General features: G+C 63.5%; 22 protein-coding genes and 4 tRNA genes. 17 read left to right on the top strand and 9 right to left on the bottom strand.

Translation table 11 applies throughout. The annotated features are described in order from the left end of the window. Positions 1-3: 3 nt before the first annotated feature. Positions 4-597, bottom strand: coding sequence for a helix-turn-helix domain-containing protein (locus SB756_RS18345; RefSeq protein ID WP_049275195.1), 594 nt, complete (start codon positions 595-597; stop codon positions 4-6). A gap of 115 nt (positions 598-712) precedes the next feature. On the opposite strand from SB756_RS18345, the gene SB756_RS18340 reads away from it, so the two are divergent. From SB756_RS18340 to SB756_RS18330, 3 genes are all read left to right on the top strand, one after another. Then, positions 713-1,849, top strand: a complete 1,137-nt coding sequence (locus SB756_RS18340) for an NAD(P)/FAD-dependent oxidoreductase (RefSeq protein WP_410911321.1) — start codon at positions 713-715, stop codon at positions 1,847-1,849. 12 nt (positions 1,850-1,861) lie between these two features. Then, a complete protein-coding gene (locus SB756_RS18335; RefSeq protein ID WP_341798130.1) occupies positions 1,862-2,239 on the top strand; it encodes a RidA family protein in 378 nt (125 codons plus the stop codon). Between the two features lie 158 nt (positions 2,240-2,397). Continuing rightward, complete coding sequence (locus SB756_RS18330) at positions 2,398-3,462, top strand: hypothetical protein (protein WP_341798131.1); 1,065 nt, start codon at positions 2,398-2,400, stop codon at positions 3,460-3,462. 152 nt (positions 3,463-3,614) lie between these two features. Here the strand turns inward: SB756_RS18330 and mcpA are convergent, their stop codons facing one another. Next, a complete protein-coding gene (gene mcpA, locus SB756_RS18325; RefSeq protein ID WP_410911319.1) occupies positions 3,615-5,501 on the bottom strand; it encodes a methyl-accepting chemotaxis protein McpA in 1,887 nt (628 codons plus the stop codon). A 142-nt stretch (positions 5,502-5,643) separates the two neighbouring features. Then, a complete protein-coding gene (locus tag SB756_RS18320) occupies positions 5,644-6,522 on the bottom strand; it encodes a LysR family transcriptional regulator (protein ID WP_410911317.1) in 879 nt (292 codons plus the stop codon). 102 nt (positions 6,523-6,624) lie between these two features. Between SB756_RS18320 and SB756_RS18315 the strand changes: the two genes are divergently transcribed. Beyond that, positions 6,625-7,053, top strand: a complete 429-nt coding sequence (locus SB756_RS18315) for a PACE efflux transporter (protein WP_410911316.1) — start codon at positions 6,625-6,627, stop codon at positions 7,051-7,053. On the opposite strand, the gene SB756_RS18310 is transcribed toward SB756_RS18315, so the two are convergent. The 4 genes from SB756_RS18310 to SB756_RS18295 all read right to left on the bottom strand — a co-directional run bounded on the left by SB756_RS18310 (position 7,050) and on the right by SB756_RS18295 (position 11,071). Then, entirely contained in the window at positions 7,050-8,111 is a 1,062-nt protein-coding gene (locus SB756_RS18310; RefSeq protein ID WP_410911315.1) for a hypothetical protein, read from the bottom strand. The two genes, SB756_RS18315 and SB756_RS18310, sit on opposite strands and share 4 nt — an antisense overlap. 212 nt (positions 8,112-8,323) lie before the next feature. Next, complete coding sequence (locus SB756_RS18305) at positions 8,324-8,992, bottom strand: GntR family transcriptional regulator (protein WP_341798135.1); 669 nt, start codon at positions 8,990-8,992, stop codon at positions 8,324-8,326. A gap of 16 nt (positions 8,993-9,008) precedes the next feature. Further along, entirely contained in the window at positions 9,009-9,713 is a 705-nt protein-coding gene (locus tag SB756_RS18300; RefSeq protein WP_341798136.1) for a FadR/GntR family transcriptional regulator, read from the bottom strand. A gap of 44 nt (positions 9,714-9,757) precedes the next feature. Next, a complete protein-coding gene (locus tag SB756_RS18295; protein ID WP_016485879.1) occupies positions 9,758-11,071 on the bottom strand; it encodes a C4-dicarboxylate transporter DctA in 1,314 nt (437 codons plus the stop codon). Between the two features lie 456 nt (positions 11,072-11,527). On the opposite strand from SB756_RS18295, the gene SB756_RS18290 reads away from it, so the two are divergent. Both SB756_RS18290 and SB756_RS18285 read left to right on the top strand, forming a co-directional pair. Beyond that, positions 11,528-13,093 (top strand): PAS domain-containing methyl-accepting chemotaxis protein, encoded by a 1,566-nt coding sequence (locus tag SB756_RS18290; RefSeq protein ID WP_410911313.1) that lies wholly within the window; start codon positions 11,528-11,530, stop codon positions 13,091-13,093. A gap of 13 nt (positions 13,094-13,106) precedes the next feature. After that, on the top strand, positions 13,107-14,795 hold the full coding sequence (locus SB756_RS18285) for a putative bifunctional diguanylate cyclase/phosphodiesterase (protein WP_410911311.1): 1,689 nt from the start codon (positions 13,107-13,109) through the stop codon (positions 14,793-14,795). A 48-nt stretch (positions 14,796-14,843) separates the two neighbouring features. Here SB756_RS18285 and SB756_RS18280 read toward each other — a convergent pair whose 3' ends face one another. Continuing rightward, complete coding sequence (locus tag SB756_RS18280) at positions 14,844-16,592, bottom strand: sigma-54-dependent Fis family transcriptional regulator (RefSeq protein ID WP_410911309.1); 1,749 nt, start codon at positions 16,590-16,592, stop codon at positions 14,844-14,846. A gap of 222 nt (positions 16,593-16,814) precedes the next feature. Between SB756_RS18280 and SB756_RS18275 the strand changes: the two genes are divergently transcribed. Genes SB756_RS18275 through SB756_RS18250 form a run of 6 tightly spaced genes read left to right on the top strand, consistent with a single transcriptional unit; the run spans position 16,815 to position 22,737 of the window. Continuing rightward, positions 16,815-17,909 (top strand): ABC transporter ATP-binding protein, encoded by a 1,095-nt coding sequence (locus tag SB756_RS18275; RefSeq protein WP_341798140.1) that lies wholly within the window; start codon positions 16,815-16,817, stop codon positions 17,907-17,909. Then, on the top strand, positions 17,909-19,006 hold the full coding sequence (locus tag SB756_RS18270; RefSeq protein ID WP_410911308.1) for an ABC transporter ATP-binding protein: 1,098 nt from the start codon (positions 17,909-17,911) through the stop codon (positions 19,004-19,006). The genes SB756_RS18275 and SB756_RS18270 overlap by 1 nt, the downstream gene beginning before the upstream one ends. Next, on the top strand, positions 19,003-19,869 hold the full coding sequence (locus SB756_RS18265) for a carbohydrate ABC transporter permease (protein ID WP_410911306.1): 867 nt from the start codon (positions 19,003-19,005) through the stop codon (positions 19,867-19,869). The genes SB756_RS18270 and SB756_RS18265 overlap by 4 nt, the downstream gene beginning before the upstream one ends. A gap of 3 nt (positions 19,870-19,872) precedes the next feature. Beyond that, the gene (locus SB756_RS18260) at positions 19,873-20,673 is read left to right on the top strand and encodes a carbohydrate ABC transporter permease (protein ID WP_016500566.1); all 801 of its coding nucleotides are present in this window, start codon (positions 19,873-19,875) and stop codon (positions 20,671-20,673) included. A 12-nt stretch (positions 20,674-20,685) separates the two neighbouring features. Then, a complete protein-coding gene (locus SB756_RS18255) occupies positions 20,686-20,958 on the top strand; it encodes a DUF2160 domain-containing protein (protein ID WP_410911304.1) in 273 nt (90 codons plus the stop codon). Between the two features lie 39 nt (positions 20,959-20,997). Further along, the gene (locus SB756_RS18250) at positions 20,998-22,737 is read left to right on the top strand and encodes a carbohydrate ABC transporter substrate-binding protein (protein ID WP_410911302.1); all 1,740 of its coding nucleotides are present in this window, start codon (positions 20,998-21,000) and stop codon (positions 22,735-22,737) included. Positions 22,738-22,908: 171 nt separating this feature from the next. On the opposite strand, the gene folD is transcribed toward SB756_RS18250, so the two are convergent. Beyond that, entirely contained in the window at positions 22,909-23,763 is an 855-nt protein-coding gene (gene folD / locus SB756_RS18245) for a bifunctional methylenetetrahydrofolate dehydrogenase/methenyltetrahydrofolate cyclohydrolase FolD (protein ID WP_016500563.1), read from the bottom strand. A gap of 270 nt (positions 23,764-24,033) precedes the next feature. On the opposite strand from folD, the gene SB756_RS18240 reads away from it, so the two are divergent. The 5 genes from SB756_RS18240 to SB756_RS18220 all read left to right on the top strand — a co-directional run bounded on the left by SB756_RS18240 (position 24,034) and on the right by SB756_RS18220 (position 25,257). Further along, positions 24,034-24,110: transfer RNA gene (locus SB756_RS18240), tRNA-Arg, on the top strand. Between the two features lie 42 nt (positions 24,111-24,152). Continuing rightward, positions 24,153-24,228 (top strand) — tRNA-His (locus tag SB756_RS18235). A 52-nt stretch (positions 24,229-24,280) separates the two neighbouring features. After that, positions 24,281-24,365 (top strand) — tRNA-Leu (locus tag SB756_RS18230). Positions 24,366-24,410: 45 nt separating this feature from the next. After that, positions 24,411-24,486: transfer RNA gene (locus SB756_RS18225), tRNA-His, on the top strand. Between the two features lie 471 nt (positions 24,487-24,957). Beyond that, positions 24,958-25,257, top strand: a complete 300-nt coding sequence (locus SB756_RS18220; RefSeq protein WP_016500560.1) for a DUF6388 family protein — start codon at positions 24,958-24,960, stop codon at positions 25,255-25,257. Positions 25,258-25,405: the final 148 nt, after the last annotated feature.

Here is a 25,405-nt window from a genome sequence, read left to right as displayed (position 1 = left end):
CCTTCAGCGATCGGTCATCACCACCATCACATGCGCGTCCCCGCCATCCTCACTTTCCGACAGGTAGATGTGCCCCACTTGGCTGTCGAAGTACGCGGTTTCCTGCGGCCCGATGCTCACGGCTTCACCGGTTTCGAACTCGATGCGCACGCGCCCGCTCAGCACCAGGGCGAACTCTTGCCCGGGGTGGCGGATAAAGTCGTCGAACTGGCCCCGTTCGCGGGCGATGATGCGGGCATAGGCCGGGGTCATGCGCCGCTCGGGGAAGTCGCCAGCAATGGGGTGGTAGTCGTAGGTGCCGGTGGAGTACCCCGCCGCTGCAGGTAGCGAGTCGACCACCACGGTCACCGGCACCGGGGTGGTGACCGTACCGCCGGCGCGAAACAACTGGGCAATGTCGACATTCAACGCCCGTGCGGCGGCAGCCAGCTTCTCGTAGCTGACCGAGACTTGTGCCAGCTCCATCTTCGACAGGGTGGACACCGGTACGCCACTGGCTTCGGACAACTGCTTGAGTGTCATCTGGCGCGCCTTGCGCACCTGGCGCAGGCGCTGGCCGACTACAGTGCGGTCAAGCAGGGGTAGGGCAGCGGGCATTCAGGGCTCTCGGCATACGGCGTTGGTCGGGCATCTTACCTTGGACACTTGCGTATTTCTAAATTCTCATATATTAGAATTCTCATAAATGATAATTAGCCTGGCAGGAGCGTGCATGACCCCAACCTTCGACACCCTGATCATCGGTGCCGGCATTGCCGGTGCGTCGCTGGGCTATCGCCTGGCTGGCCAGCAGCGCGTACTGGTGCTCGAGCGCGAATCACAGCCTGGTTACCACTCCACCGGGCGCTCGGCGGCCATGTTCATGGAGGCCTACGGCACCGCGCAGATCCAGGCACTGACCCGCGCCAGCCGGGCCTTTTACGAAACGCCGCCGCAAGGCTTCTGTGAGCATCCGCTGCTGGAACCTCGCGGCTGCCTGTATGTGGCCAGCGTGGAGCAGCGCGAGCTGCTTGAGCAGACCCATGCGCAGAACCTGGCCAATGGCACCGAAGTCCGCCTGCTTGACCGTGACGCCGCCCTGGCCCTGGTGCCCAGCCTGCGTGGCGAAACCCTGGCCGGGGCAGTGCTTGAACCGGGTGCCATGGACCTGGACGTTCACGCCCTGCACCAAGGCTTCTTGCGCGGTTATCGCGCCGCCGGCGGAGAGCTGCGCTGCAACGCCGAGCTTGTCCAGGCCTCGTACCTGGGCGGCCTGTGGCAGGTGGAGCTGGGTGACGGCAGCCGGGTGCAGGCCCGTCAGTTGGTGAACGCTGCTGGCGCCTGGGCTGACCGCGTGGCCGAGCAGTGCGGCGTGGCGCGCATCGGCCTGCAACCTTGCCGGCGCAGCGCGTTCACCTTCCCCGGCCCGGCAGACCAGGACTTCGCCCGCTGGCCAGCAGTGATCGGCGTCGACGAAAGCTTCTACTTCAAGCCCGACGCCGGCCAGTTGCTGGGGTCGCCAGCCAATGCCGACCCGGTCGAACCCCAGGACGCCGCGCCCGAAGAGCTCGACGTCGCCTTGGGCATCTACAACATCGAAGCCATGACCACCTTGGCGATCCGCCGCCCCAGCCACACCTGGGCCGGGCTGCGCTCATTCGTTGCCGACGGGGACCTGGTGATCGGTTTCGATGCACACGCCCCCGCGTTTTTCTGGCTGGCGGCGCAAGGTGGCTATGGCATCCAGTCGGCCGCCGGCGCCTCGCGCCTGGCCGCCGACCTGCTGCTTGGCCACCCCCTGTGTCCTGGTCTTGTCAGCCAGGGGGTGGCGCCCGAGCGCCTGTCCCCGGCCCGTTTCCAGCAACCTTGAAAGGAGCATCTCATGAGCAATGACATCCAGCGTTTCCCCAGCAGCCTGCCGTTTCCGTTTTCCCGTGCGGTGAAGGCGGGTGGTTTTCTGTTCCTCTCCGGCCAGGTGCCGATGAGCACCAGTGGTGAAGTAGTGCGCGGTGATATCCAGGCCCAGACCCGCGCAGCCTGCGAGCGCATCGCCGAAAGCCTGGCGGCTTGCGGCGCGCGCTTCGATCAAGTGGTAAAGGCCACGGTATGGCTGTCGGACATGAGCCATTTCGCCGGTTTCAACGAGGTCTACAAAGAGTTCTTCGGCGCGGCGCTGCCGGTGCGTTCGACCGTGGCCTCGGCCTTGGCGCTGGGGGTGGATGTGGAGATTGAAGTGCAGGCGTTTATCGGCGACGAGTAACCAAGCACGAAGCTTTTGTAGGAGCAGCCTTGCGCTGCGAAGAGGCCAGTAAAGCCAAGCGCTTGCAACGACCTTACCGGCCTCTTCGCAGCGCAAGGCTGCTCCTACAAAAGATATGGGGTGGCAGTAAGACAACAACAATAAATCCAGAGGTTCACATGCAAGAGCAACTGAAGATTGCCGGCGCATTTGTCGGCGTGATCGTGGGGGCAGGGTTCGCTTCAGGGCGGGAACTGTTGTTGTTCTTTGTCGACTTCGGCGTGTGGGGGCTGGTCGGCGCACTGGTCAGCGCCGCCCTGTTCACCTTCCTCGGCATGGCCCTGGCGGCGTTGGGCAACCGCCAGCAGGCCACATCGCACAAGGATGTGATCCAGGCCATCTGCGGCCGCCACCTGGGCCTGTTCGTCGACTGGCTGATCACCTTTTTCATGTTCGCCGTCACCGTGGTCATGCTGGCCGGCGGTGGTGCGCTGCTGGAGCAGCAGTTCGGCATTCCGGCACTCACCGGCAGCGTGCTGGTAACGCTGGTGGTGGTGGGCATCGTGTGCCTGGACGTGCGCAAGGTGATCCTGGCCATTGGCGCCATCACCCCGCTGTTGATTCTGGTGGCGTCGGCAATCGCGTTGTATGCCGTATTCACCCGCGAGCAGAGCTTCGCCGCGCTCGATCACCTGGCCAGCCAGCAACAAGCCGGCACCCGCCACTGGCTGCTGGGCGCGTTCCTGTATGTGTCTTACAACATTGTGGCCGGCGCGCCGATCCTGGCCATTCTAGGCGGCTCGGCCAAGGGCGAGAAAACCGCAATGTGGGGTGGCCTGCTCGGCGGCGCGGCGCTGGGTGGCCTGATGCTGGTGATGAGTGCCGGGCTGTTGTCGCGCCTGGACAGCGTGGCCGACTTGCCCATGCCGATGCTGTCGATTGCCAGCGAGGTGTCGCCGCTGCTGGGGCTGGTGATGTGCCTGATCATCTTCGGCATGATCGTCAACACCGCGGTGGGTACGTTGTTCTCGTTCCTTTCACGGCTGCTGCCGGCGGGCACGGCGAAGTTCCGCTGGGGCTCGGTGGTTACCGGGGTGGTGGCGTTTGGTTGCAGCCTGGTGGGGTTCATCAGCCTGGTGGGCGAGGTGTACCCGTTCTTTGGCTACCTGGGGTTCGTGCTGATGGCGGCGGTGTTGCTTGCCTGGGTGCGGCGGGGCAGGGCCGTCAAGGCGGCGGTGGCATAAGGGGCTGCTGCGCAGCCCAATCGCCGGCAAGCCAGCTCCCACAGGGATATTCAGGGCTTATGGTCAGCGCTTTGGCTGTGGGAGCTGGCTTGCTGGCGATTGGGCCAGTACAGGCGGCAACAGGCGGTGGCCGTTGCCGTCTATGACAGGGCTTAAATCCTGAAGCTGCCCACCAGTTGCTTCAAGCGCCCGGCCTGCTGGGCCAGCTGGTCGCAATGGCGCAGGGTGTCGTTGAGGTTTTCCACACCCTGCTGGTTCAGGGCGTTGATCTGGGTAATGTCCAGGTTAAGGCTCTCGACCACGGCAGTCTGTTCTTCGGTAGCGGTAGCCACCGACTGGTTCATGCCATCGATTTCGCCAATGCGCTGGGTCACGCTGGCCAGGCGCACACCGGCCTGGTTGGCCACCTGCACAGTCTGCTCGCTGGACACCTGGCTGGTGTTCATGGTGTGCACCGCTTCGCGCGAGCCTACTTGAAGGCTGGTGATCATGCGGTGAATCTCTTCCGCCGATTCCTGGGTGCGGTGCGCCAGGTTGCGCACTTCGTCGGCCACCACGGCAAAACCACGGCCAGCTTCACCGGCACGGGCCGCCTCGATGGCGGCGTTTAGGGCCAGCAGGTTGGTTTGCTGCGAGATGCCCTTGATCACGTCGAGGATCTTGCCGATTTCGTCGGTGCTGGCGTTAAGCGTTTCGATCTGCGCGCAGGATTCGCTGATGCGCTGCGACAGGGCGGTCATGGCGCTGATCGCTTCCTCGACCACTTCACGTCCGCCGTGGGCCTGCTCGCTGGCGCCGCTGGCATGCTGCGAGGCATCGGCGGCGTTGCGGGCGATTTCCTGGGTGGCGGCACCCAGCTCGTTGATGGCGGCGGCCACGCTGTTGGTGCGCATGCTCTGTTCTTCAGAACCGCTGATCGAGGCGTTGGACGCGCTGACCACTTTCTCCGACAGGTCATGTACCAGGCGGGTGGCCGAAGACACTTCGCTGATCGAGGCATGGATGCGCTCGACAAAGCGGTTGAACGAGGTGGCCAGCTCGCCGAACTCGTCCTTGTTCTGCACGGTCAGGCGGCGGGTAAGGTCACCTTCACCCTCGGCGATGTCGCGCATGGCGCGGCCCATGGTGGTCAGCGGGCTCATCAGCACCGGGATCAGCAGGCCGAGCAGGCCGGCGATGGCCGCCACGGCAATCAGCATGGCGATGATCGCCGAGGTGCGGAACTGGCTGAGCGCGGCGTAAGCCTTGTCTTTGTCGATCGACAGACCGATGTACCACTGCGCCGACGGCAGCCCGGCCACCGGGGCGAAGGAGATGATGCGGTCCTGGCCGTTCAGGGTGACATCCTGCATGCCGGCGGCAACCCGCAGATTGCTCCCGGGGTAGATGTCCTTGAGGTTCTTCATCACCTGGTCTTTCTCTGGGCTGACAATCACCTGGCCATTGGCGTCGGCCAGGAAGGCATGGCCGATGCCACCGAAATCGACCGAGTTGATGATTTCGACCAGGGTGTCGAGGGTCACGTCACCACCGACCACACCCAGCAGTTCGCCATTGTTCTTGCTCTTCACCGGGGTGGCGATGGTCACCATCAGGCCACCGACGGCGCCCTGGTAAGGGGCTGTCAGCACGGTTTGCCCGGCGTTGGCGGCGGCGCCATACCACGGGCGCTGGCGGGGGTCGTAACCGGCAGGCATCTGGGTGTCCGGGCGCTGGGTGAACACCCCGTTGGCCTGGCCCAGGTAGGTGAACAGGAAATTGCGCGTGTAGGAAGGCTGCTCGATCAGCCCGGCCAGGGTCTCGCCGGCACCTTGCTGGCCGATGTCCTGGGCCAGGTTTTCCAGCACCAGGATGCGCCCGCTCATCCAGTTTTGCACGCTGCTGGCGGTCAGTGCACCGGACTGCTGCACCGAGGCTTCGATGTTCTGGCGAATGGTGTTGCGTTGCAGGTAGTCGTTGTAGAGCGTGAACAGGGCAAATGCCAGGACCACGACGCCGCAGGCGCTGAGCAGGATCTTGTGGCGAAATTTCAGGTTCATGTTTCGAGACCTTGAGCCAATGAGGGGAGGGCGCAGCACGCTCATGACGCGATGCGGGGCCTGTCGATCTGGATATCGGCCCAAGGGGTAAAAGATTGAAGCACTTACAGTAATTTCTTAGGGGCGTTTCGACAGGCGGCAGTCACTGATTCGCCAGCTGTTCAATCAACAGCCGTGCAGCCTGCTGCAGCGGTTGTTGTTTGCGCCAAAAAATGTGTACCGGCAGCTGCAACTCGTTGCGGGTATTGCGAAAATCCAGGCGTACCAGGCGTCCGCTGGCCAGTAGCGGCGCGACCCGCGACAGCGGCAGGTCGCCCCAGCCCAGGCCGGCTTCGACCATCTGCAATGCCAGGTCGAAGCTGTCGGTGGACCAATGCGTTGCACCAATCAGCGGGCGCGGGTCGGCCAGCGGCAGGTCGCGGCTGCGAACAAGAATCTGGCGCACCCGGGTCAGGTCTTCGAGGTAGTGAATGCGCCCCTCGCGCAAGGCAGGGTGGGTGGGCGACAGGGTCGCCACCAGCGACTCCATGCCGATGTGCTGGAAGCCTCGGCGGGCATCGACCTGCAGGCCGGCAAAGGCCACACAGAGGTCGGCCCGCCCACTGTCCAGCAGATGCAGGGCTTCTTCGTGCGGGGCGCTGAGCAGGGCGATGTCCAGCAACGGGTGGCGCTCGCCCAGGCGGGCGATGGCCGCCAGCAAGGGGCGGTGATCGATGTCTGGCACAACGGCCACGCTCAAGCTGCTTTCCAAACCCTGGGACAGCTCCTGGGCATGAACCTGCAGCAGCCCCAGTTGCTCGGCAATCAGCCTGGCGTGTGGCTCCAGGGCCAGGGCTTGTGCGGTTGGGCGAACTTCACGCGAGCCACGTTCGAACAGACTGTAGCCAAGTTCGGCCTCAAGGTTGCCGATGGCCATGCTCACGGCCGACGGCACCCGCTGCAGGGCGCGTGCGGCGGCGGAAAACGAGCCGCGGTCGAGCACGGCAAGAAACAGCTGGATGTTGTCGCTGGAAAAGTTCATGGCAGCCTCCTGTCAGTAGATCTGACAGCTGCTGACTTTTGCTGTCAAGCACGATGAAGCATGATCTCGCCCCATCGCTATTGTCATTGGAGGTAACCCCGGGTGCAGGGACTGAAACGCAAACTGGTCTACGTGACTTTCTATGAATTGATCGGGCTGTGTATGTCGACCCTCGGGCTGGCCTACCTGTCGGACACCCAGGCGTCGCATACCGGGCCACTGGCGGTCATGATCACCACCATCGCCATGCTCTGGAACCTGGTCTACAACACCCTGTTCGAACACTGGGAGAGCCGCCAGGCCAAGCGCGGTCGCAGCGTGTGGCGCCGAGTGGCGCATGCCATCGGTTTTCAGCTGACCCTGGTGGTGTACCTGATCCCGCTGATTGCCTGGTGGCTGGACATGACGCTGGTTGAAGCGCTGCTGGTGGACATGGCATTCATCATTCTGGTGCCTTGTTACACCTTTGCCTACAACTGGGCGTTTGACCGGGTGTTTGGGCTGCCTAGCTCGGCCATGGCTACCGCCTAAGGCGGCAGGCGGATGATCAAAGGTTCTTGCTGCTGCTTCACCTGCTGCTCCGCCGGTTGCTCGGCTGGCCGCGGCATGCTGGCCAGCAAGCTGTCCTCAACCTGCCCCGACAGATAATACACCCCAGCCATTGCCCCGCTCTGGCGGTTCTCCATCAACTCCTGCCATTCCTGGTTCAGTGCCACGTTGAGGATCACCCGCAACTGCTCGACCATCTGCGGCTGTTCGCGGTCATGGGTCATCATGCCGTAGCCGGCCGCGGCGATCGAAATCATGGCCCCTGCCACTTTGCCGACTGCCGATGCCACGGCGCTGGCGATGCCGCGTGGGGCCAGGGTAGCGCCGAGCTTGTCGCTCGCCTGGGTGGCCACCGAATTCAGCCCGATATCGGTCTTCCCGGGGCCTTTGGTGGCCAGTTGGTGAAGGTGCTGGCGCATGGCTTGCCAGGCCGGCTGCTGGTCCAGCGGCTTGGCCCGTAGCAGTTGATACAGACTGGCATTGCGGGCATCCGGTGGCCCCAGGGCGATGGCGGGGATCCGGTTGAGGCGCTGGCTGAGCTGCTCGGGCGGTGCGTTGTAGCGGCTGATGATGGCTGGCAGCTGCTGGCCGAACAGTTGCAGGTACAGCTCGCAGGCCCGGTCGCGGATGCCCTCGGGGTTGATCTGTTCGGCCACCGGCTCGATCACCCGCTCGTGGTACTGCTCCTGCAGGTACAGGGCCAGGCGCTTTTCCGCAGGTTCCCGGCCTTTGCCACTGTCCAGTTTGTACCAGGCCACCTTGAGGGTCAGCCACTGCTGGGTCCAGTAGCCGGTGAACCAGGGGATGAAGTCACTTTCAGTGCGCTGTTGTACCTGCTCCCGCCACACCCGCATGGAGCGCCGGGCATAGTCGTTGGCCGAACCGGCGGCGCCGACCGAGGCATCGATCAGTTCCTGGTCGATGCGTTGCCAGGCGGCGGGCGTGAGCACCGCAGGGGGGGGCGGGGCAGGCGGGCGCTTGCCCGCGCAACCGGCGAGCGCCAGCAGAAGGCACAGCAGCAGAGGGATTCGAGAACTCACGCAACCGCCTCCCTGGTAGAGGCTGGGGTGGTTCTCGCAGTATAGAGTGGGGTTATTGGAGCTGCTGTGCAGCCCATCGCCCGGCCACCGCGGCCCCTGTAGGAGCAGCCTTGTGCTGAGAAGAGGCCGGCAAGGCAAAAGATCATCTTCGCCAGCTATGGCTTCTTCGCAGCACAAGGCTGCTCCTACAGGAACCGCGTCAGCATGAGCGGTTATTTCAGGTCGAGCTTTTCTTCCAGGCGGTCCAGGTGCTTGTGCATCAGCCCAAGCGCCGCCTCGGCATTGCCTTGCTCCACGGCATCGATGATCGCCGCATGTTCCTGCCAGGCGCAGTGGTCGCAGCACGGCGATTCGTAGCGGGCGATGATCAGCGAGGTCATGGGAACCAGGCCATTGAGAAACCGCGCCAGTGGCGCATTGGCTGCAACCTGGGCCAGCTTGAGGTGAAACTCGCCGCCCAGGCGGATCGCCGCGCAACGTTCGCCGCTTTCATGGTGCTGGCGTTCGCGGTCCACCAGTTGCCGCAGCTGGCGCACCTGCGCCGGCCGGGCGCGCTGGGCAGCCAGGGTGATCAGTGTGGTTTCGGCCAGGCGCCGGGCACTGAGCACCTGGCGCGCCTGGTCCGGGTCGGGCGCGGCCAGGTGCGCGGTGTGGCTGGGGCGCTGCACCACCACCTGCTGGTCGGACAGGCGCCCAAGTACACGCCGAATCACGGTGCGGCTGACACCAAAGGCATGGCCCAGCGCCTGCTCGGGCAACAGGGCCCCCGGTGGCAGGCGCTGTTCGAGAATGGCGTCGAACAGCCGAGGGTAGATCTGCTCGGCCGACAGGCGGGTTTCGCCAGCAGCCAGCAGGGATGGCAGGTGGGGGGCGGCGTTCATGGTCGCTCTCCTGGGGTCATGGGCGCGGGTGGTCGTCCGGGATGTTCAACGGGATGCCCATGCGCTGGCCTTCGGCCAGAATGTGCTGGCGCATCTGGGCGCTGGCCTGGGCACTGTTGCGTTCGCGAATGGCGCGAACCACGGCTTCGTTTTCCTTGAGCCGCGCGGCCAGGTGTTCCGGCGAATTGCGCAGCATGTCGGCACTTTGCTTCAAGGCATTGCCGGTCTGCTGCACCACGCTCTGGAAGATCGGGTTGGTGGTAAGGGTGAACAACGCCTCATGGAACGCGATGTAGGCTTTTACCCCGGCTTCGCTGTCACCGGCCTCCAGCGCTTCACGCATGTCCATCAGGGTGAGGCGCAACTGGCCGACGTCCTGGCTGTTGGCCGACTGCGCCACCAGCCCGACGATGAAGGGTTCTAGGGTGTAGCGTAGCTCCAGCACATCGGCCAGGCTGGCCGCGGCGCTGGTGTCCATGCCTGGTTCCTGGATGACGGCGTCGGCGTCCAGTACCAGTACGCCCTTGCCCGGCAGGGAGCGTACCAGGCCCAGGGTTTCCAGTACGGTCACCGCTTCGCGCAGGCTTGGGCGGCTGATGCCCAGCTGTTCGGCCAGCTCACGCTGGCCCGGCAGCATGTCGCCGGTGCGCCATTGGCCCCGGGCCAGGGCCTGGCGCAGTTTTTCCACCACTGAGGTGACGACGGTCGATGAGCTGATCACGGTTCGCTCCTGCAAGGGCCGGCGTCATCGCCGGCCACTTTCGGTCAAAATTCCTGTTGATGATGTGTGTTGGGCTGTTTGCGCGGCGTCGGGGTAAAGCCGAGCTTGCCGTCGAGCACGTTCTGCGCGCGCTCCAGGTCAATGTCCTTTTCCCAACGGGCGATGGCCACGGTGGCCACGCAGTTGCCAATCAGGTTGGTCAATGCCCGGCCGATGCCCATGAACCAGTCCACCGCCAGCACCAGCACCAGGCCCACCACCGGAATCGCCGGCACGGCTGTCAGGGTGGCGGCGAGGATCACCAGCGCCGAGCCTGGGATGCCGTGAGCCCCCTTGGAAGTCACCAGCGACACCAGCAGGATGGTCAGCAGGTCGGTCATTTCCAGCGGCGTGCCGGTGGCGTTGGCGATGAACACGATGGCCAGGGTCAGGTAGATGGAGAAGCCGTCGAGGTTGAACGAGTAGCCGGTGGGGATGACCAGGCCGACCGTGGAGCTGCCAATGCCCAGGTGCTCCAGCTTGCGCATGATCTGTGGCAGCACGGCGTCGGACGACGCGGTGCCAAGGACGATGGTCAGCTCTTCACGCAGGTACTTGATCAATGGCAGCAGCTTCAGGCCCGACAGGCGCATCACCGTACCCAGCACGATCAGCACGAAGCCGGCGCAGGTCAGGTAGAACAGTGCCACCAACCCGCCCAGGTGCTGCAGCGACTCCAGGCCGTACTTGCTGGTGGTGAAGGCGATGGCGCCGAACACGCCGATGGGGGCCAGGCGCACGATCATGCCCATGATGCGGAAGATCACATGGCTCAGTTCGTTGATCAGCCTTGAGATGCCGGCGGCCGAGTCACCCACCAGGTTCAGTGCGCTACCGAAAAGCACCGAGAACAGCAGCACCTGGAGAATGTTGTTGTCGGCGAAGGCACCCACAACCGAGGTGGGGATCAGGTCCATGAAGAAAGCCGTGGCGCCATGGATGTGCTGGCCGCGCTCGGCCAGGCCGTTGGCATCGGCGCTGGACAACTGGTCCAGGTGGATGTTGGCACCGCTGCCGATGCCACTGCTGAAGGCGAACACCAGGCCGATCACCAGCGCCAGGGTGGTCAGCACTTCAAAGTAGATCACCGACTTCAGGCCGATGCGCCCGACCTTTTTCAGGTCGCCCGCGCCCGAGATACCGCTGACCACCACGCAGAACACGATCAGGCCGATGAGCATCTTGATCAGCTTGATGAAGCCGTCGCCGAGGGGTTTTAGTTGCAGGGAGAGGTCGGGAAAACTGAGACCGCAGGCGATGCCGAGGGCAAGGCCGAGCACGACTTGCAGGAATATCGAACGCGAGCACCATTTGAGCATGGGGGGAGTCTCTGATCGGTGTCCTTGCTTCGGTAGCCGCACGGGGCGAAAGAGCGCAGGACTTAATTATTGTGGTCTTACCGGTTTGTTCAGCGCGAAGCCATAAAAGCGCGAAAAATCCTACATTGCAAGGGTTTTTGGCCTTACCGGTCTGACCAGTTGTGGTGCAATTTGGCTTGCCAGGCTCTACTTCGGTGCGTGCCGTGAGGGGAGCCCGCACGCGTTTGTGCAGGGCCCGGCCACTGCCGGGGAATACCGCTGCAATCAGCTTGCCAAGCGCAGCCGGGAACGTTGAATCATCGATAACGCCATGATCCGTAAGGTTGATTTGCTTTATGTGGCGGGACTCGTAGAATCCGCGCCTGACCGGGCAGTCACTGAGAGCGCATTGACGGATTTTTTATCCCGCAAAGGCTCGCAGCAAGCGCCTGGCACCCCCTTGAATGGAGTCTCATCGTGCGCCTCAACCTGCCGGTAACCCCGGTCGAGCAACGTTTTCCCTCTGGCCAGCGGCTGATTTCCGCTACCGATACCGCCAGCCTGATCACCTATTGCAACCCCGAATTCGCCGCCATCAGCGGCTACAGCGATGCCGAACTGATCGGCAGCCCGCATAACCTGGTGCGCCACCCGGACATGCCGCCGGCGGTATACGAGTTGATGTGGCGCTACCTGAAGGCTGGCAAGAGCTGGATGGGCATCGTCAAGAACCGCTGCCGTAACGGCGACTATTACTGGGTCAACGCCTACGTCACGCCTATCCTCGAAGGCGGGCGGGTGGTTGGCTATGAGTCGGTACGGGTGTGCCCCACGCGTGAGCAGGTGGCCCGCGCCGAGGCCTTGTATGCGCGGATGCGTACCGGCCAGGCGGTACTGTCGGCGCCGCGCCGGCTGAGCCTGCTGGTGCAGGCACTGGCGTTGCCCCTGGCCGGTGGGCTGTTGGCGCTGGGCGCCAACCAGCTGTGGCCTGGCCTGGTGGGGCAGGGGCTGACCGTGGGGCTGTTCATGGCCTATGGCCTGTGGAAACGCAACGCCCTCGGCCGCCAGATGCAGCAGGTGGTCGAGGGTGCCGAAGGTACCTTCGCCGACCCGGTCGCGGCGTTGACTTACAGCGACCTGCCTGGCGCTGCCGGGCAGCTGCAACTGATGCTGATCAGCGAAGAGGCACGGTTGAAAACTGCGTTGACGCGGTTGAGCGACCTGGCCGGGCAAATGGCAGTGGCGGCCCACGATGCCGGGCAGCTGTCACGCAGCACCGAGGCAGCGTTGCTGGAGCAGCGCGCAGAAACCGACCTGAGCGCCACGGCAATGAACCAGATGGCGGCCTCCATCGGTGAAGTGGCCAACCACGTGCAGTTGACTGCGGCCGAAGCCCACACGGCGCACCAGTTGGCCGAACAGGGTAGCCAGGTGGCCGATGCCAGTGGCGCGGCCATTCGCACCTTGGCCAGCACGGTGACCCAGATCAACCAGGCAGTCAGCCACCTGGCCGGTCAGACCGGTGCCATCGCCGAGGCGGCCGGGATGATCCGCGGTATTGCCGAGCAGACCAACCTGCTGGCCCTGAACGCAGCCATTGAAGCCGCGCGTGCGGGCGAACAGGGCCGTGGTTTTGCCGTGGTCGCCGATGAGGTGAGGGCGCTGGCTGACAAGACCCGCCAGTCGACCCTGCACATCCAGGCCATCATCGACACCCTGCGAAGTGGCGCCGAGGAAGCCGTGACAATTGCCAGCCAGGGCATCACGGGCGCCGAGCAGGGCGTTGCCCAGGTACAGGAAACCCGCGAGGCACTGCATGGCATTCGTGATGCGGTGCAGCGTATCAGTGACATGAGCCAACAGATGGCCACCGCCTCGCAGCAGCAGTCGGCAGTGGCTGAAGACGTTTCGCGGCAGATCAATGGCGTGGCCGGCATTGCCCAGCACAGCGCCCAAAGCGCCAACGCTGCCGCCTCGCGCGGGGCCGAACTGGAACAGGTGTGCGTCGGCTTGCGCGCCCTGGTGGAGCGCTTCAACCGCTAAGGCAGGATGCTTCATGGATGATAACTATCGTGCGGCCGTGGACGCGGCCGCGATCTTTTCCGAAACCGACCTGCGTGGGAACATCACGTACGTCAACCAGCAGTTCTGCAGCATCTCGGGCTACAGCCGCGAGGAACTGCTGGGCGCCAACCACCGTATCCTCAACTCCGGCCTGCACGAGCCGGCGTTCTTCGTCGGCATGTGGCAGGCCCTGACCGCCGGGCGGGTGTGGAAGGGCGAAATCTGCAACCGGTCCAGGGACGGTTCGCTGTATTGGGTCGACAGCACCATGGTGCCACTGGTCGACCCGGCGACTGGCCAGGTGCGCAAGTACGTATCGATCCGCTTTGACGTCACGGAGAAGCGCCAGCTGCTGCATACCTTGCAATGGCGGGTGGGCCACGATGTGCTAACTGGTCTGCCCAACCGCGTCTACCTGTCCGAGCTGCTGAACCAGGCCCTGGCCTACTCGCGCCGCGAAGACATCTCGCTGGCGGTGTGCATGCTCGACCTGGATGGCTTCAAGGCGGTCAACGACGGCTACGGGCATGCCGTGGGCGACCTGCTGCTGGTGGAGGTGGCGCAGCGCTTGAAGAGTATCTTGCGCGGTGCTGATGCCGTGGCCCGGTTGTCGGGTGACGAATTCGTGCTGATCCTGCGCAATGTCGATGATGAGCGCCAGCTGCATGCAGCCCTGAGGCGGGTGTTGCGGGCATTGGCGGCGCCCTATGTGGTACGCGAACACACGCTGTCGCTCAGCGCCAGTATCGGCGTGACCCTGTACCCCCAGGATGACGAAGATGCCGATACGCTGGTACGCCACGCCGACCAGGCCATGTATGTGGCCAAGCAGCGCGGGCGCAACCGCTATCACTTGTTCGACGTATCGCAGGAGCAGGAGCTCAAGGCCACCCACCAGACCGTGGCGCGGGTGCGACGGGCCCTGAACAACCACGAGCTGTGCCTGTATTACCAGCCCAAGGTGAACCTGCGCAGTGGCCAGGTGCTAGGTTTCGAGGGCTTGCTGCGCTGGCAGCGGCCAGGCCGTGGCGTGGTGCCGCCCGGCGATTTTCTGCCCTGGGTTGAGCAGACCGACCTGATCGTCGAAATCGGCGAATGGGTGATCGGCCAGGCCCTGAGCCAGCTGCAGGCCTGGGGGCGCCAGGGGCAGCCTTGGTCATTGAGTGTGAACATCGCTGCACGGCATCTACAGCGCAGTGACTTTACCGAGCGCCTGCAGCAGCTATTGGCAGCGTACCCGCAGGTGGACCCGTCGCGGCTGGACCTGGAAATCGTCGAGTCAGTGGCCATCGACAACCTGCAGCACGTCAGCCGCTGCCTGGACGCCTGTCGTGCGCTGGGCGTGCGCTTTTCGCTGGACGATTTCGGCACCGGTTACTCGTCGTTGAGTTACCTGAAACGCTTGCCGACCCAGACGATCAAGATCGACAAGTCGTTCGTGCGCGACATCCTGCACGACCAGGATGACCTTGCCCTGACCGCCGCAGTGATCGGCCTGGCGCGAGCCTTCGGCCGCGAGGTCGTAGCCGAAGGACTGGAGAGTGTGGAACACGGCAGGGTGTTGATGGGCCTGGGCTGCGAGCTGGCGCAGGGCTATTGCATCGCCAGGCCGATGCCGGCCAATGAAGTGCAAGCTTGGGCACAGACCTACCGCCAGCCGGTGCAGTGGCGCGACCCTTGAGCGGCCATCAGCCGCTCGGTCAAGTGCAGCATTGGTGCAAATATGGCTTCATCGCGCCCGCAAACGCTTGTACAGCGTGGTGCGGCTGATCCCGAGCCGGCGTGCGACCGCCGACAGGTTGCCGTTGGCTTGCTCGACCAGCATCTGCAGGTCCGTCTCTTCGGCCGCCACCAGCACCGCCATCGGCGACTCGGCCAGAAAGCCCGCAGGCAGGTGCTCGACGCCGATAGGCCCGTTGCCCGCCAAGGCCAGCGCAACTTGTAGCACGCTTGTCAGTTCACGCAGGTTGCCTGGCCAAGGGTGTTGATCCAGCAGGTCGATAATGGCCGGGGACAGCCGAGTGGGTTGCCCAGGGTCGCGAAAACGCGCATGCACCTGCTCGATCAACTGGCGCCGGTCACCGCGTTCGCGCAGCGGCGGCAGTACCACGGCCAGGCCGGCGATGCGGTAATACAGGTCCTGGCGAAAGCGCCCTGCGCGCACTTCTTCGGCCAGGTCGCGGTTGCTGGCCGACACCACGCGGATATCCACTGCCACCGGCTCGCCACTGCCCAGCGGCTGGATGCTCCGTGACTGCAGCACACGCAGCAGGCGTGCCTGGGTGGGCAGTGGCATGTCGCCGATTTCATCGAGAAACAGGATGCCGTGGTGGGCTTTGCGGATCAGCCCCGGGTTGCCCTTGTGGTGCGCGCCGGTGAAGGCGCCTTTGTCGTAGCCGAACAGCTCCGACTCCACCAGCTCGGCGGGGATCGCCGCACAGTTGACGGCGACCAGCGGCCGGTTGGCGCGGCTGCTGGCGCGGTGCAGGCTGTCGACGAACACTTCCTTGCCGACGCCGGTTTCACCTTGCACCAACACCGGGATGTCTTTTTCCAGTAACAGGCCGGCCTGTTGCAACGCTTTTTCCAGGCGAGGTTCGCCACTGTCGGCCTCGGGGCGGCGAGCGGTTTTGCGTGGGGGATGCCACTGGCAATGAAAGCGGTTGCGCCCGGTGGCTTGCAGGGCAAATGCCTGTTCTCGGGGATGACTGAGCAGCTGTTGCAGGGGCAACTGGAACAGCTGCTCGATGTTCTGCCGCAGCGGATTACCACCGAGCAGGCTGTCGGCCCGGTGATTGGCGGCCAGCACCTGCCCACGCTCATCGAACACCAGCAGGCCGGCCCAAGGGCTGTCGAGGTTGTCGGAGGCGCTATTGAAGATCAGCAGCGCATGCCGGTCGGCATGCTCGGCGAGGATCAGGCGGTTTTCCAGGCTCTGGCCCATCATGCGCACCAGGCCAAGCGTCTGGCTGGCCGGCAGGTAGCCGTCGCTGGCAACGTCGAGCACTCCGACCAGCTGCCGCGCGGCGTCGAACAGGGGGGCGGCTGCGCTGGACATGTAGCGGTTCTGGCGCAGGAAGTGCTCGTCCTGGCCCACGTGGATCGCTTGGGCGCAAATTAGCGTGGTGCCCAGGGCATTGGTGCCGACGCCACGCTCAAGCCAATGGGCACCGGCGCTGAAACCCTGCTGCTGATTCGGCTCGATGAAACGCCGCGAGCCCCAGCTATCGAGTATGCAGCCGCTGGCATCGGCCAGCATCACCAGGTAGCTGGCGTTGCCCAGCAGGTGTGTGTATTGCGGCAGTACCTCCTCGCGGGTCAGCCGCAGCAGCGCCTGGCGCTGTTCCAGCAGGGCGCTTAGCTCGGTGCGGGTCAGGCAGTCGAAATCCGGCGCGTGCTGCGGCTGCAGGCCGTGATCGCGGCAGCGGGCCCAGGAAGCCTGGATCAGCTGGGAGTGGGTCGAAGCGGATGCGGCCATGGGCCTGTCCTTCGGGTTGTTGTTATGGGCCGACCGCTGTTCAGTGTTGTCCACGGGTGTTCATTGTCAAACCGGCAAGTGTTCAGTTGTTCAGTGATTGTGTTCAGGTGTGAAGCCGCGATTTGCCAGCGCTGCCACCCAGGCCCCGGACCAGAGCACCGGGGGGCGACTGGCACGGAACTGGCTGTGCATGGCAGACAACAATCACAAGAAGGCCACGCCATGTCCCTGGTGCTGGAGCAGGTCAGCCGCAGCGTCGATAACCAGCCCTGGATCGTCGAGGCTTCGCTGCGTTTCGAGCCCGGTTCGTTCAACGTGCTGCTGGGCCGCACCCTCGCCGGCAAGACCAGCCTGATGCGCCTGATGGCGGGGCTCGACCGCCCGGACAAGGGCCGGGTGCTGATGGATGGCCAGGACGTCACCGGTGTGCCGGTACGCCAGCGCAATGTGTCGATGGTGTATCAGCAATTCATCAATTACCCGACCTTGAGCGTGTTCGAAAACATCGCCTCGCCACTGCGCCAGGCGCGCATGGCCGAGGACCAGATCCGCCGGCGGGTGCAGGAAACTGCCGAGATGCTGCGCATCGAAACCTACCTGCAGCGCCTGCCGCTGGAACTCTCCGGCGGCCAGCAGCAACGCACGGCGATGGCCCGGGCATTGGTCAAGGATGCCTCGTTGATCCTCTTCGATGAGCCGTTGGTGAACCTCGACTACAAGTTGCGCGAAGGCCTGCGCCAAGAACTGCGCGAACTGTTTGCGGCGCGTCATTGCATTGCCGTGTACGCCACCACCGAGGCCAACGAGGCGCTGGCGCTGGGCGGCACCACCACCCTCGTGCACGAAGGCCGGATCGTGCAGAGCGGGCCCACCACCGAGGTGTATCAGCGCCCGGGCAGTGTGCTGGCTGCCGAACTGTTTTCCGAGCCGCCGATAAACCTGGTGGCGGGCCGTATCAGTGGCAACGAGGTGAGCCTTGCCCAGGCTGTACACTTTGCCCGCAATGCCGACTTGCAGCCGCTGGCCGAGGGCGACTACCGCTTTGGCGTGCGCCCCAGCCATATCACCCTGGTGCCGGCCCATGACGATGACCTGGAGCTGGCGGTGCTGGTGGAACTGGCAGAGATCAGCGGTTCAGAAACCTTCCTGCATGTGCGCAACGAATACTGGCGCATGGTCCTGCACCTGCCCGGTGTGCACGAGTACCAGGTGGACACGCCGATTCGCGTGTTCATCCCCACGCACAAGCTGTTCGTCTTCGACAGCGCCGGGACGTTGGTGCAGGCCCCGGGGTTGCGCCAGGCAAGGAGAGGGTGATGGCCGAAATCCGCGTGCGCCAACTGGCGCACAGTTACAGCCGCCAGCCCGCCAGCGAGGCCGACTATGCCCTGCACGCACTGGATCATGTGTGGGAGCAGGGCGGTGCCTATGCCTTGCTCGGGCCATCGGGCTGCGGCAAGTCGACCTTGCTCAATATCATTTCCGGGCTGCTGACGCCGTCCCATGGCGAAGTGCTGTTCGACGGCAAACCGGTCAACCAGCTGTCACCACAGGCGCGCAATATCGCTCAGGTGTTTCAGTTCCCGGTGGTGTACGACACCATGACGGTGTTCGACAACCTGGCCTTCCCCTTGCGCAACCAGGGGCTGGATGAAGCCCGGGTGCGTGCCCGGGTGGAAGAAATTGCCGAGGTGCTCGACCTGGCTGGCGTGCTGCGCAAGAAGGCGCGCAACCTCAGTGCCGACGAAAAACAGAAGGTCTCCATGGGGCGCGGCCTGGTGCGCGATGACGTGTCGGCGATCCTGTTCGACGAGCCGCTGACGGTGATCGACCCGCACCTGAAGTGGAAGCTGCGGCGCAAGCTGAAGCAGATCCATGAGCAGTTCAATATCACCATGATCTACGTCACCCACGACCAGTTGGAGGCCTCCACCTTCGCCGACAAGATCGCGGTGATGCACGGCGGGCGCATTGTCCAGTTCGGCACACCGCGCGAGTTGTTCGAGCGGCCGCGGCATACCTTCGTTGGCTACTTCATCGGCAGCCCGGGGATGAACCTGATCGACGTGCGTGCCAAGGCGGACGGGGTGGTGTTCGGCGATGTCCACCTGGCGCTGCCCGATGGCCTGCGCGAGCGCCTGGCGGCGACAGCATGTGGGCGACTGCAGGTGGGCATTCGCCCAGAGTTCGTGCAGCTGTGGGACAGCCCGTTCGATGATGCCCACCCGGCACGCGTGCTGGATGTCGAAGACCTGGGCACCTACCGCATCGTCACCCTCGAACTGGGCGGTGTCGCGCTCAAGGCGCGGCTGGGCGAGGACCGCCCGTTGCCCGTGGAGCAGGCCTGGGTCAGCCTGCCGGCGCAGTGGCTGATGTTGTACGTCGACGATGTGCTGCTGGAGGCCGGGCCATGAGCAACAAGGTGCAGAACAACAAGGCCTGGTGGCTGGTGCTACCGGTGTTTCTGCTGGTGGCGTTCAGCGCAGTGGTACCGATGATGACGGTGGTCAACTACTCGGTGCAGGACATCTTCGATCAGTCCAACCGCTACTTCGTCGGTGCCGACTGGTACCGCCAGGTGCTGCGTGACCCGGCGCTGCACGATGCGCTGCTGCGCCAGTTCATCTACTCCGCCTGTGTGCTGCTGATCGAGATCCCGCTGGGTATCGGCATTGCCCTGACCATGCCGACCAAGGGGCGTATGGCCTCGCTGTGCCTGATCATCATGGCGATCCCGTTGCTGATCCCGTGGAACGTGGTCGGCACCATCTGGCAGATTTTCGGCCGTGCCGACATCGGCCTGCTCGGCGCCACCCTGGCCAAGCTTGGGGTCAGCTACAACTATGCCGGTTACCCGTTCGACGCCTGGCTCACCGTGCTGGTGATGGATGTGTGGCACTGGACCTCGCTGGTGGCATTGCTGTGCTATTCGGGGCTGCGCGCCATCCCCGACGTGTACTACCAGGCTGCACGCATCGACCGTGCCTCGGGCTGGGCGGTGTTCCGCCATATCCAGCTGCCCAAGCTGAAGAACGTGCTGCTGATCGCGGTGATGCTGCGCTTCATGGACAGTTTCATGATCTACACCGAGCCATTCGTGCTGACCGGTGGCGGGCCGGGCAACGCCACGACGTTCCTCAGCCAGACCCTCACGCGCATGGCCGTGGGGCAGTTCGACCTGGGCCCGGCAGCGGCGTTCTCGCTGGTGTACTTCCTGATCATCCTGCTGGTGTCGTGGCTGTTCTACACAGCCATGACCCATGCCGACAAGGACTAGGCCATGAGCACGCGCAAATCGCTGGCCCTGCTGCTGTACTTCTTCTTCCTGCTGGTGCCGATCTACTGGCTGCTGAACATGTCGTTCAAGAGCAATACCGAGATCCTGGGTGGCCTGACGCTGTGGCCGCAGGCGTTCACCCTCGACAACTACCGGGTGATCTTCACCGATGCCAGCTGGTACAGCGGCTACCTCAACTCGCTGTATTACGTGTGCCTGAACACGCTGATTTCGCTGCTGGTGGCGTTGCCGGCGGCGTATGCCTTCTCGCGCTACCGCTTCCTCGGCGACCGCCACCTGTTCTTCTGGCTGCTGACCAACCGCATGGCGCCACCGGCGGTGTTCCTGCTGCCGTTCTTCCAGCTGTACTCGTCGATTGGCCTGTTCGATACCCATATCGCCGTGGCCCTGGCCCACTGCCTGTTCAACGTGCCGCTGGCGGTGTGGATCCTGGAGGGGTTCATGTCGGGGGTGCCCAAGGAAATCGACGAAACGGCCTACATCGACGGCTACAGCTTCCCGCGCTTCTTCGTGAAAATCTTCATTCCGCTGATTGGCTCCGGTATCGGCGTCACGGCGTTTTTCTGCTTCATGTTCTCCTGGGTCGAACTGCTGCTGGCGCGCACCCTGACCTCGGTGAACGCCAAGCCGATTGCTGCGGTAATGACCCGCACCGTGTCGGCATCAGGCATCGACTGGGGTGTGCTGGCGGCGGCGGGGGTACTGACCATCTTGCCCGGCATGCTGGTGATCTGGTTCGTGCGTAACCATGTGGCCAAGGGCTTTGCCCTGGGCCGGGTGTGAGGAGGGCAACGCATGGAGTGGATGGCCTGGACTCTGCCGACGGCGCTGTTCTTCGTCGCCGTTGGCGTGCTGCTGGTGAGCATGACCCTGCTTGAACTGCGCCGCCCCTGCATAGAGCGACGGGGCTTCTTGCCGCTGGTCACCAGCCGTGGTGACCGCTTGTTCATCGGCCTGCTGGCCAGCGCCTACCTGCACCTGCTGGTGGTCGGCGTCAGCGACTGGCCCTTGTGGGTGGCCTCGCTGCTATCGCTGGCGTGGCTGGTGGTGGTGCTGCGCTGGGGCTGAGCGAGCGGCCCTGTGGGATAACTGAAACGGGAGATCACAATGTTCGATAACAAGCACAACAGGCGACATTTGACCCTTGCCGCGTTGCTGGTACTGGCCAGCGCGCATGGCGCTGCCTGGGCCGACCAGTACGAAGATGCAGCAAAAAAATGGATCGGCAGTGAGTTCAAGCCTTCAACCCTTACCCCTGAACAGCAACTGGCTGAATTGCAGTGGTTCATCAAGGCCGCCGAGCCGTTCCGTGGCATGAAGATCAATGTGGTGTCGGAAACCATCACCACCCATGAATATGAATCCAAGGTGCTGGCCAAGGCCTTCAGCGAGATCACCGGCATACAGCTGACCCACGACCTGCTGCAGGAAGGCGATGTGGTGGAGAAACTGCAGACGCAGATGCAGTCGGACAAGAACATCTACGACGGCTGGGTCAACGACTCCGACCTGATCGGTACGCACTTTCGCTATGGCAAGGTGGAATCGATTACCGACCTGATGGCCAACGAGGGCAAGGCCTACACCTCGCCGACCCTCGACCTGAAGGATTTCATCGGTATTTCCTTCACCACTGCGCCGGATGGCAAGGTCTACCAACTGCCCGACCAGCAGTTCGCCAACCTGTACTGGTTTCGCGCCGACTGGTTCGAGCGCCCAGAGCTGAAGGCTAAATTCAAGGAAAAGTACGGTTATGAGCTAGGCGTGCCGGTGAACTGGTCGGCCTACGAGGACATTGCCAAGTTCTTCACCGAAGACGTCAAAGAAATCGACGGCAAGCGCGTTTACGGGCACATGGACTACGGCAAGAAAGACCCCTCGCTGGGCTGGCGCTTCACCGATGCCTGGTTCTCCATGGCAGGTGGCGGTGACAAGGGCCTGCCCAACGGCTTGCCGGTGGATGAATGGGGCATTCGCGTCGAGGACTGCCACCCGGTGGGTTCCAGCGTGACCCGCGGCGGCGACACCAACGGGCCGGCGGCCGTCTATGCCACGCAAAAGTACGTGGACTGGATGCGTGCCTACGCGCCCAAGGAGGCCCAGGGCATGACCTTCTCCGAAGCCGGCCCGGTACCGGCGCAGGGCAACATTGCCCAGCAGATATTCTGGTACACCGCGTTTACCGCCGACATGACCAAGCCTGGCTTGCCGGTGGTAAATGCCGACGGCACGCCGAAGTGGCGCATGGCGCCCTCACCGAAGGGGGCGTACTGGGAGGAGGGGATGAAACTGGGCTACCAGGACACCGGCTCATGGACGTTCTTCAAGTCCACCCCCGAGAAGCAACGCCTGGCGGCCTGGTTGTATGCCCAGTTCGTCACCTCCAAGACCGTGTCGCTGAAAAAGACCATCGTCGGCCTGACGCCGATTCGCGAGTCGGACATCAACTCCCAGGCCATGACCGACCTTGCGCCCAAGCTGGGCGGGCTGGTGGAGTTCTACCGCAGCCCGGCGCGGGTGCAGTGGACGCCGACCGGCACCAACGTGCCGGATTACCCGCGGCTGGCGCAGCTGTGGTGGAGCCATATCGCCGAAGTGGCCAGTGGCGAGAAGACCCCGCAGGAAGCCCTGGACGGCCTGGCCCGCGACCAGGACCGCATGATGGAACGCTTGCAGCGCTCCAATGCCCAGGCGACCTGTGCACCCAAGATGAACCCGGAGAAAGACGCCCAGTACTGGTTCGACCAGCCGGGCGCACCGAAGCCCAAGCTGGCCAACGAAAAGCCCAAGGGCGAGACAGTCAGCTACACCGAACTGCTGAAGTCGTGGGAGGCGGCGCGCAAGTGATCGGCTGAGCACCGCGTTGGTTTCTTCGCGGGCTCGGCTGCACCGCTCTCAAGGGTTGTGGGGTTCCTGTGGGAGCGGGCAAGCCCGCGAAGAGGCCAGCAAGGCCAATGCATAAATCACAGGCAAAAAAAACGGCACCTGCCAGAGGTGCCGTTTTCGCATCACGCGCTATTACTTATGCAGCTCTTCCGCCGCATACAGCGTGTTTTCCAGCAGGCAGGCCCGGGTCATCGGCCCGACGCCACCCGGCACCGGGGTGATCCAGCCCGCGCGCGGCAGGGCGGTCTCGTAGACCACGTCGCCGACCAGCTTGCCGTCTTCCTGGCGGTTGATACCCACGTCGATGACGATGGCGCCTTCCTTGACCCACTCACCCTTGACCAGGCCCGGCTTGCCGGCAGCCACGACCACCAGGTCGGCACGCCCGACATGGCCGGCCAGGTCCTTGGTGAAGCGGTGGCAGACGGTCACGGTGCAGCCGGCCAGCAGCAGCTCCATGGCCATCGGGCGACCCACGATGTTGGAGGCGCCGACGATCACCGCATCCATGCCATACAGGTCCTGACCAGTGCTTTCCAGCAAGGTCATGATGCCTTTCGGTGTGCAGGGGCGCAGCAGCGGAATGCGCTGGGCCAGGCGGCCTACGTTATACGGGTGGAAGCCGTCCACGTCCTTGTCCGGGCGAATGCGCTCGAGCAGCAGCGAGGCGTCCAGGTGCTCCGGCAGCGGCAGTTGCAGCAGGATGCCGTCTACAGCCGGGTCGTCATTGAGGCGATCGATCAGCTCGGTCAGGGCCTGCTGCGAGGTTTCGCTGGGCAGGTCAAATGCCTGCGAAATGAAACCGACCTCTTCGCAGTCCTTGCGCTTGTGCGAGACATAGACTTGCGAGGCGGGGTCGGTGCCGACCAGGATCACTGCCAGGCCGGGCGTACGCAGGCCTTGCTGGCGACGCTCCACGACACGTTGAGCGATCTGCTTGCGCAGGCTGGCGGCGATCGCCTTGCCATCGATTAGGTGTGCAGTCATAGACGCGTGATTAACCATCGAGAAGGAAACAATAAAGAGCGCGTATTCTCGCACGACACGCGCCACGGGCAAAGGCGGGTGGTCGGGCAAATCCCCTAACCCCTTAAATAATTTAAATTTTTTTGAAAAAGGTGTTGACGACTTTCGGGGTCGCCTATAAGATTCGCCGCACTTGTCGGGCACAGCCTAGCACTGGTTGGCTAAGTCGGGCAGAATGAGTGGTTTAGCAGTTACCTGTTAATGACTCGTTCGGTTAGGCTTCAAGCTTAAGCGCCCGTAGCTCAGCTGGATAGAGCATCCGCCTTCTAAGCGGATGGTCGCAGGTTCGAGTCCTGCCGGGTGCGCCATTAGGCAGCATGGGCAAGCAAGTAAGGTTGTAATGCAATATGGTGGGCGTAGCTCAGTTGGTAGAGCGCCGGATTGTGATTCCGGTTGTCGTGGGTTCGATTCCCATCGTCCACCCCATATTCTTCAAAGGCGCCTCGATAGCATCTGGCGCCTTTGTTTTAAGCGTTACGCGGACGTGGTGAAATTGGTAGACACACTGGATTTAGGTTCCAGCGGCGCAAGCTGTAAGAGTTCGAGTCTCTTCGTCCGCACCATGCTTCTGTAAAGCTGTACTGCAACACTGCAACACCAGCAATATGGTGGGCGTAGCTCAGTTGGTAGAGCGCTGGATTGTGATTCCAGTTGTCGTGGGTTCGATTCCCATCGTCCACCCCATATTCCAGAAAAGGCGCCTTGATCGTAAGATCGGGCGCCTTTTTGTTTTGGGTTTTGAGTGGTTGTGGTGTGTATGGCTTGGGTGTTTCGGCGCCAGTGAGATCGAGCGCCGCCCGCGCGGCGCTTCGCAGCACAAGGCTGCTCCTACATTTGTTTTGGGCCAGTCAATCCTGCGGCAGACGCACGCGACCGCCTTGCTTGTACGGCGCGATATCGCGTCATGCGCCAAGGTATTCGCGCGCAAATCTCACAGAAATAATTGGCCCGAAACAAATGTAGGAGCAGCCTTGTGCTGCGAAGCGCCGCGCGGGCGGCGCTCGGTCTCACTGGCGCTGAAAATGTCGTGGCGAACGCCCTCCCAGCCAATTCACATCCGCCCCCCTTGCAATCCTCTAGTGGCATCCCAATAAAAGCTGTTAGATTTCAGCCGGTTGAAACACCGGCCTGGTTGGCCGGCAGAGGAACAGCCCAATGATTGCAAAAGAATCCCGTCAGGCCCTGGCGCTACAGCGCTTTGCCGAGGCCAACCCGCAGCTGCTCGAAGAGATTCGTGAGCTGGATGCGCGCGAGCAGGCCCAGCAGATCGAGTGGGCATTCGAGGATGCGGCCGATGAGCAGGGCATTCAGCCCTGGGAGCTGGCGCTGCAATTGATTGCCGAAACCCCGGAGCAGCTGCAGGCCATGCGCCTGGAGACGCACCGCGAGGTGGCCGAGGCGCTGGGGATGGGGTGGGAAGAATATTGCCAGTTCAACGAAATCGATCCTGAATAATAAAGGAAGCGAATTCGCCACTGGCAGTTGTTTGACAAGGTATTTCGGCTGCAGGTCGCCCCGGGCGTCGTGCCGCCCTTATTGAAGCAGGCTCGGCGGTAAGCCGTGCGGGCCTTGAAAGTTAATCGACCGGCGTGGTTTCCCGTCG

Source organism: Pseudomonas sp. SIMBA_068 (genome assembly GCF_046534705.1).
GTDB classification, from domain to species: Bacteria; Pseudomonadota; Gammaproteobacteria; order Pseudomonadales; family Pseudomonadaceae; genus Aquipseudomonas; species Aquipseudomonas putida.
Note: the sequence above shows the minus strand (reverse complement) of the source record. Positions and strands in the feature narration are given on the sequence as shown.

Coding starts and splice junctions, on each gene's coding strand:
- SB756_RS18320 (WP_410911317.1), bottom strand. CDS start 6,522: ATGAACTTTTCCAGCGACAACATCCAGCTGTTTCTTGCCGTGCTCGAC.
- SB756_RS18330 (WP_341798131.1), top strand. CDS start 2,398: ATGCAAGAGCAACTGAAGATTGCCGGCGCATTTGTCGGCGTGATCGTG.
- SB756_RS18255 (WP_410911304.1), top strand. CDS start 20,686: ATGGAGTGGATGGCCTGGACTCTGCCGACGGCGCTGTTCTTCGTCGCC.
- SB756_RS18270 (WP_410911308.1), top strand. CDS start 17,909: ATGGCCGAAATCCGCGTGCGCCAACTGGCGCACAGTTACAGCCGCCAG.
- SB756_RS18335 (WP_341798130.1), top strand. CDS start 1,862: ATGAGCAATGACATCCAGCGTTTCCCCAGCAGCCTGCCGTTTCCGTTT.
- SB756_RS18280 (WP_410911309.1), bottom strand. CDS start 16,592: ATGGCCGCATCCGCTTCGACCCACTCCCAGCTGATCCAGGCTTCCTGG.
- SB756_RS18260 (WP_016500566.1), top strand. CDS start 19,873: ATGAGCACGCGCAAATCGCTGGCCCTGCTGCTGTACTTCTTCTTCCTG.
- SB756_RS18345 (WP_049275195.1), bottom strand. CDS start 597: ATGCCCGCTGCCCTACCCCTGCTTGACCGCACTGTAGTCGGCCAGCGC.
- SB756_RS18275 (WP_341798140.1), top strand. CDS start 16,815: ATGTCCCTGGTGCTGGAGCAGGTCAGCCGCAGCGTCGATAACCAGCCC.
- SB756_RS18295 (WP_016485879.1), bottom strand. CDS start 11,071: ATGCTCAAATGGTGCTCGCGTTCGATATTCCTGCAAGTCGTGCTCGGC.
- SB756_RS18220 (WP_016500560.1), top strand. CDS start 24,958: ATGATTGCAAAAGAATCCCGTCAGGCCCTGGCGCTACAGCGCTTTGCC.
- SB756_RS18265 (WP_410911306.1), top strand. CDS start 19,003: ATGAGCAACAAGGTGCAGAACAACAAGGCCTGGTGGCTGGTGCTACCG.
- SB756_RS18285 (WP_410911311.1), top strand. CDS start 13,107: ATGGATGATAACTATCGTGCGGCCGTGGACGCGGCCGCGATCTTTTCC.
- mcpA (WP_410911319.1), bottom strand. CDS start 5,501: ATGAACCTGAAATTTCGCCACAAGATCCTGCTCAGCGCCTGCGGCGTC.
- SB756_RS18340 (WP_410911321.1), top strand. CDS start 713: ATGACCCCAACCTTCGACACCCTGATCATCGGTGCCGGCATTGCCGGT.
- SB756_RS18305 (WP_341798135.1), bottom strand. CDS start 8,992: ATGAACGCCGCCCCCCACCTGCCATCCCTGCTGGCTGCTGGCGAAACC.
- SB756_RS18250 (WP_410911302.1), top strand. CDS start 20,998: ATGTTCGATAACAAGCACAACAGGCGACATTTGACCCTTGCCGCGTTG.
- folD (WP_016500563.1), bottom strand. CDS start 23,763: ATGACTGCACACCTAATCGATGGCAAGGCGATCGCCGCCAGCCTGCGC.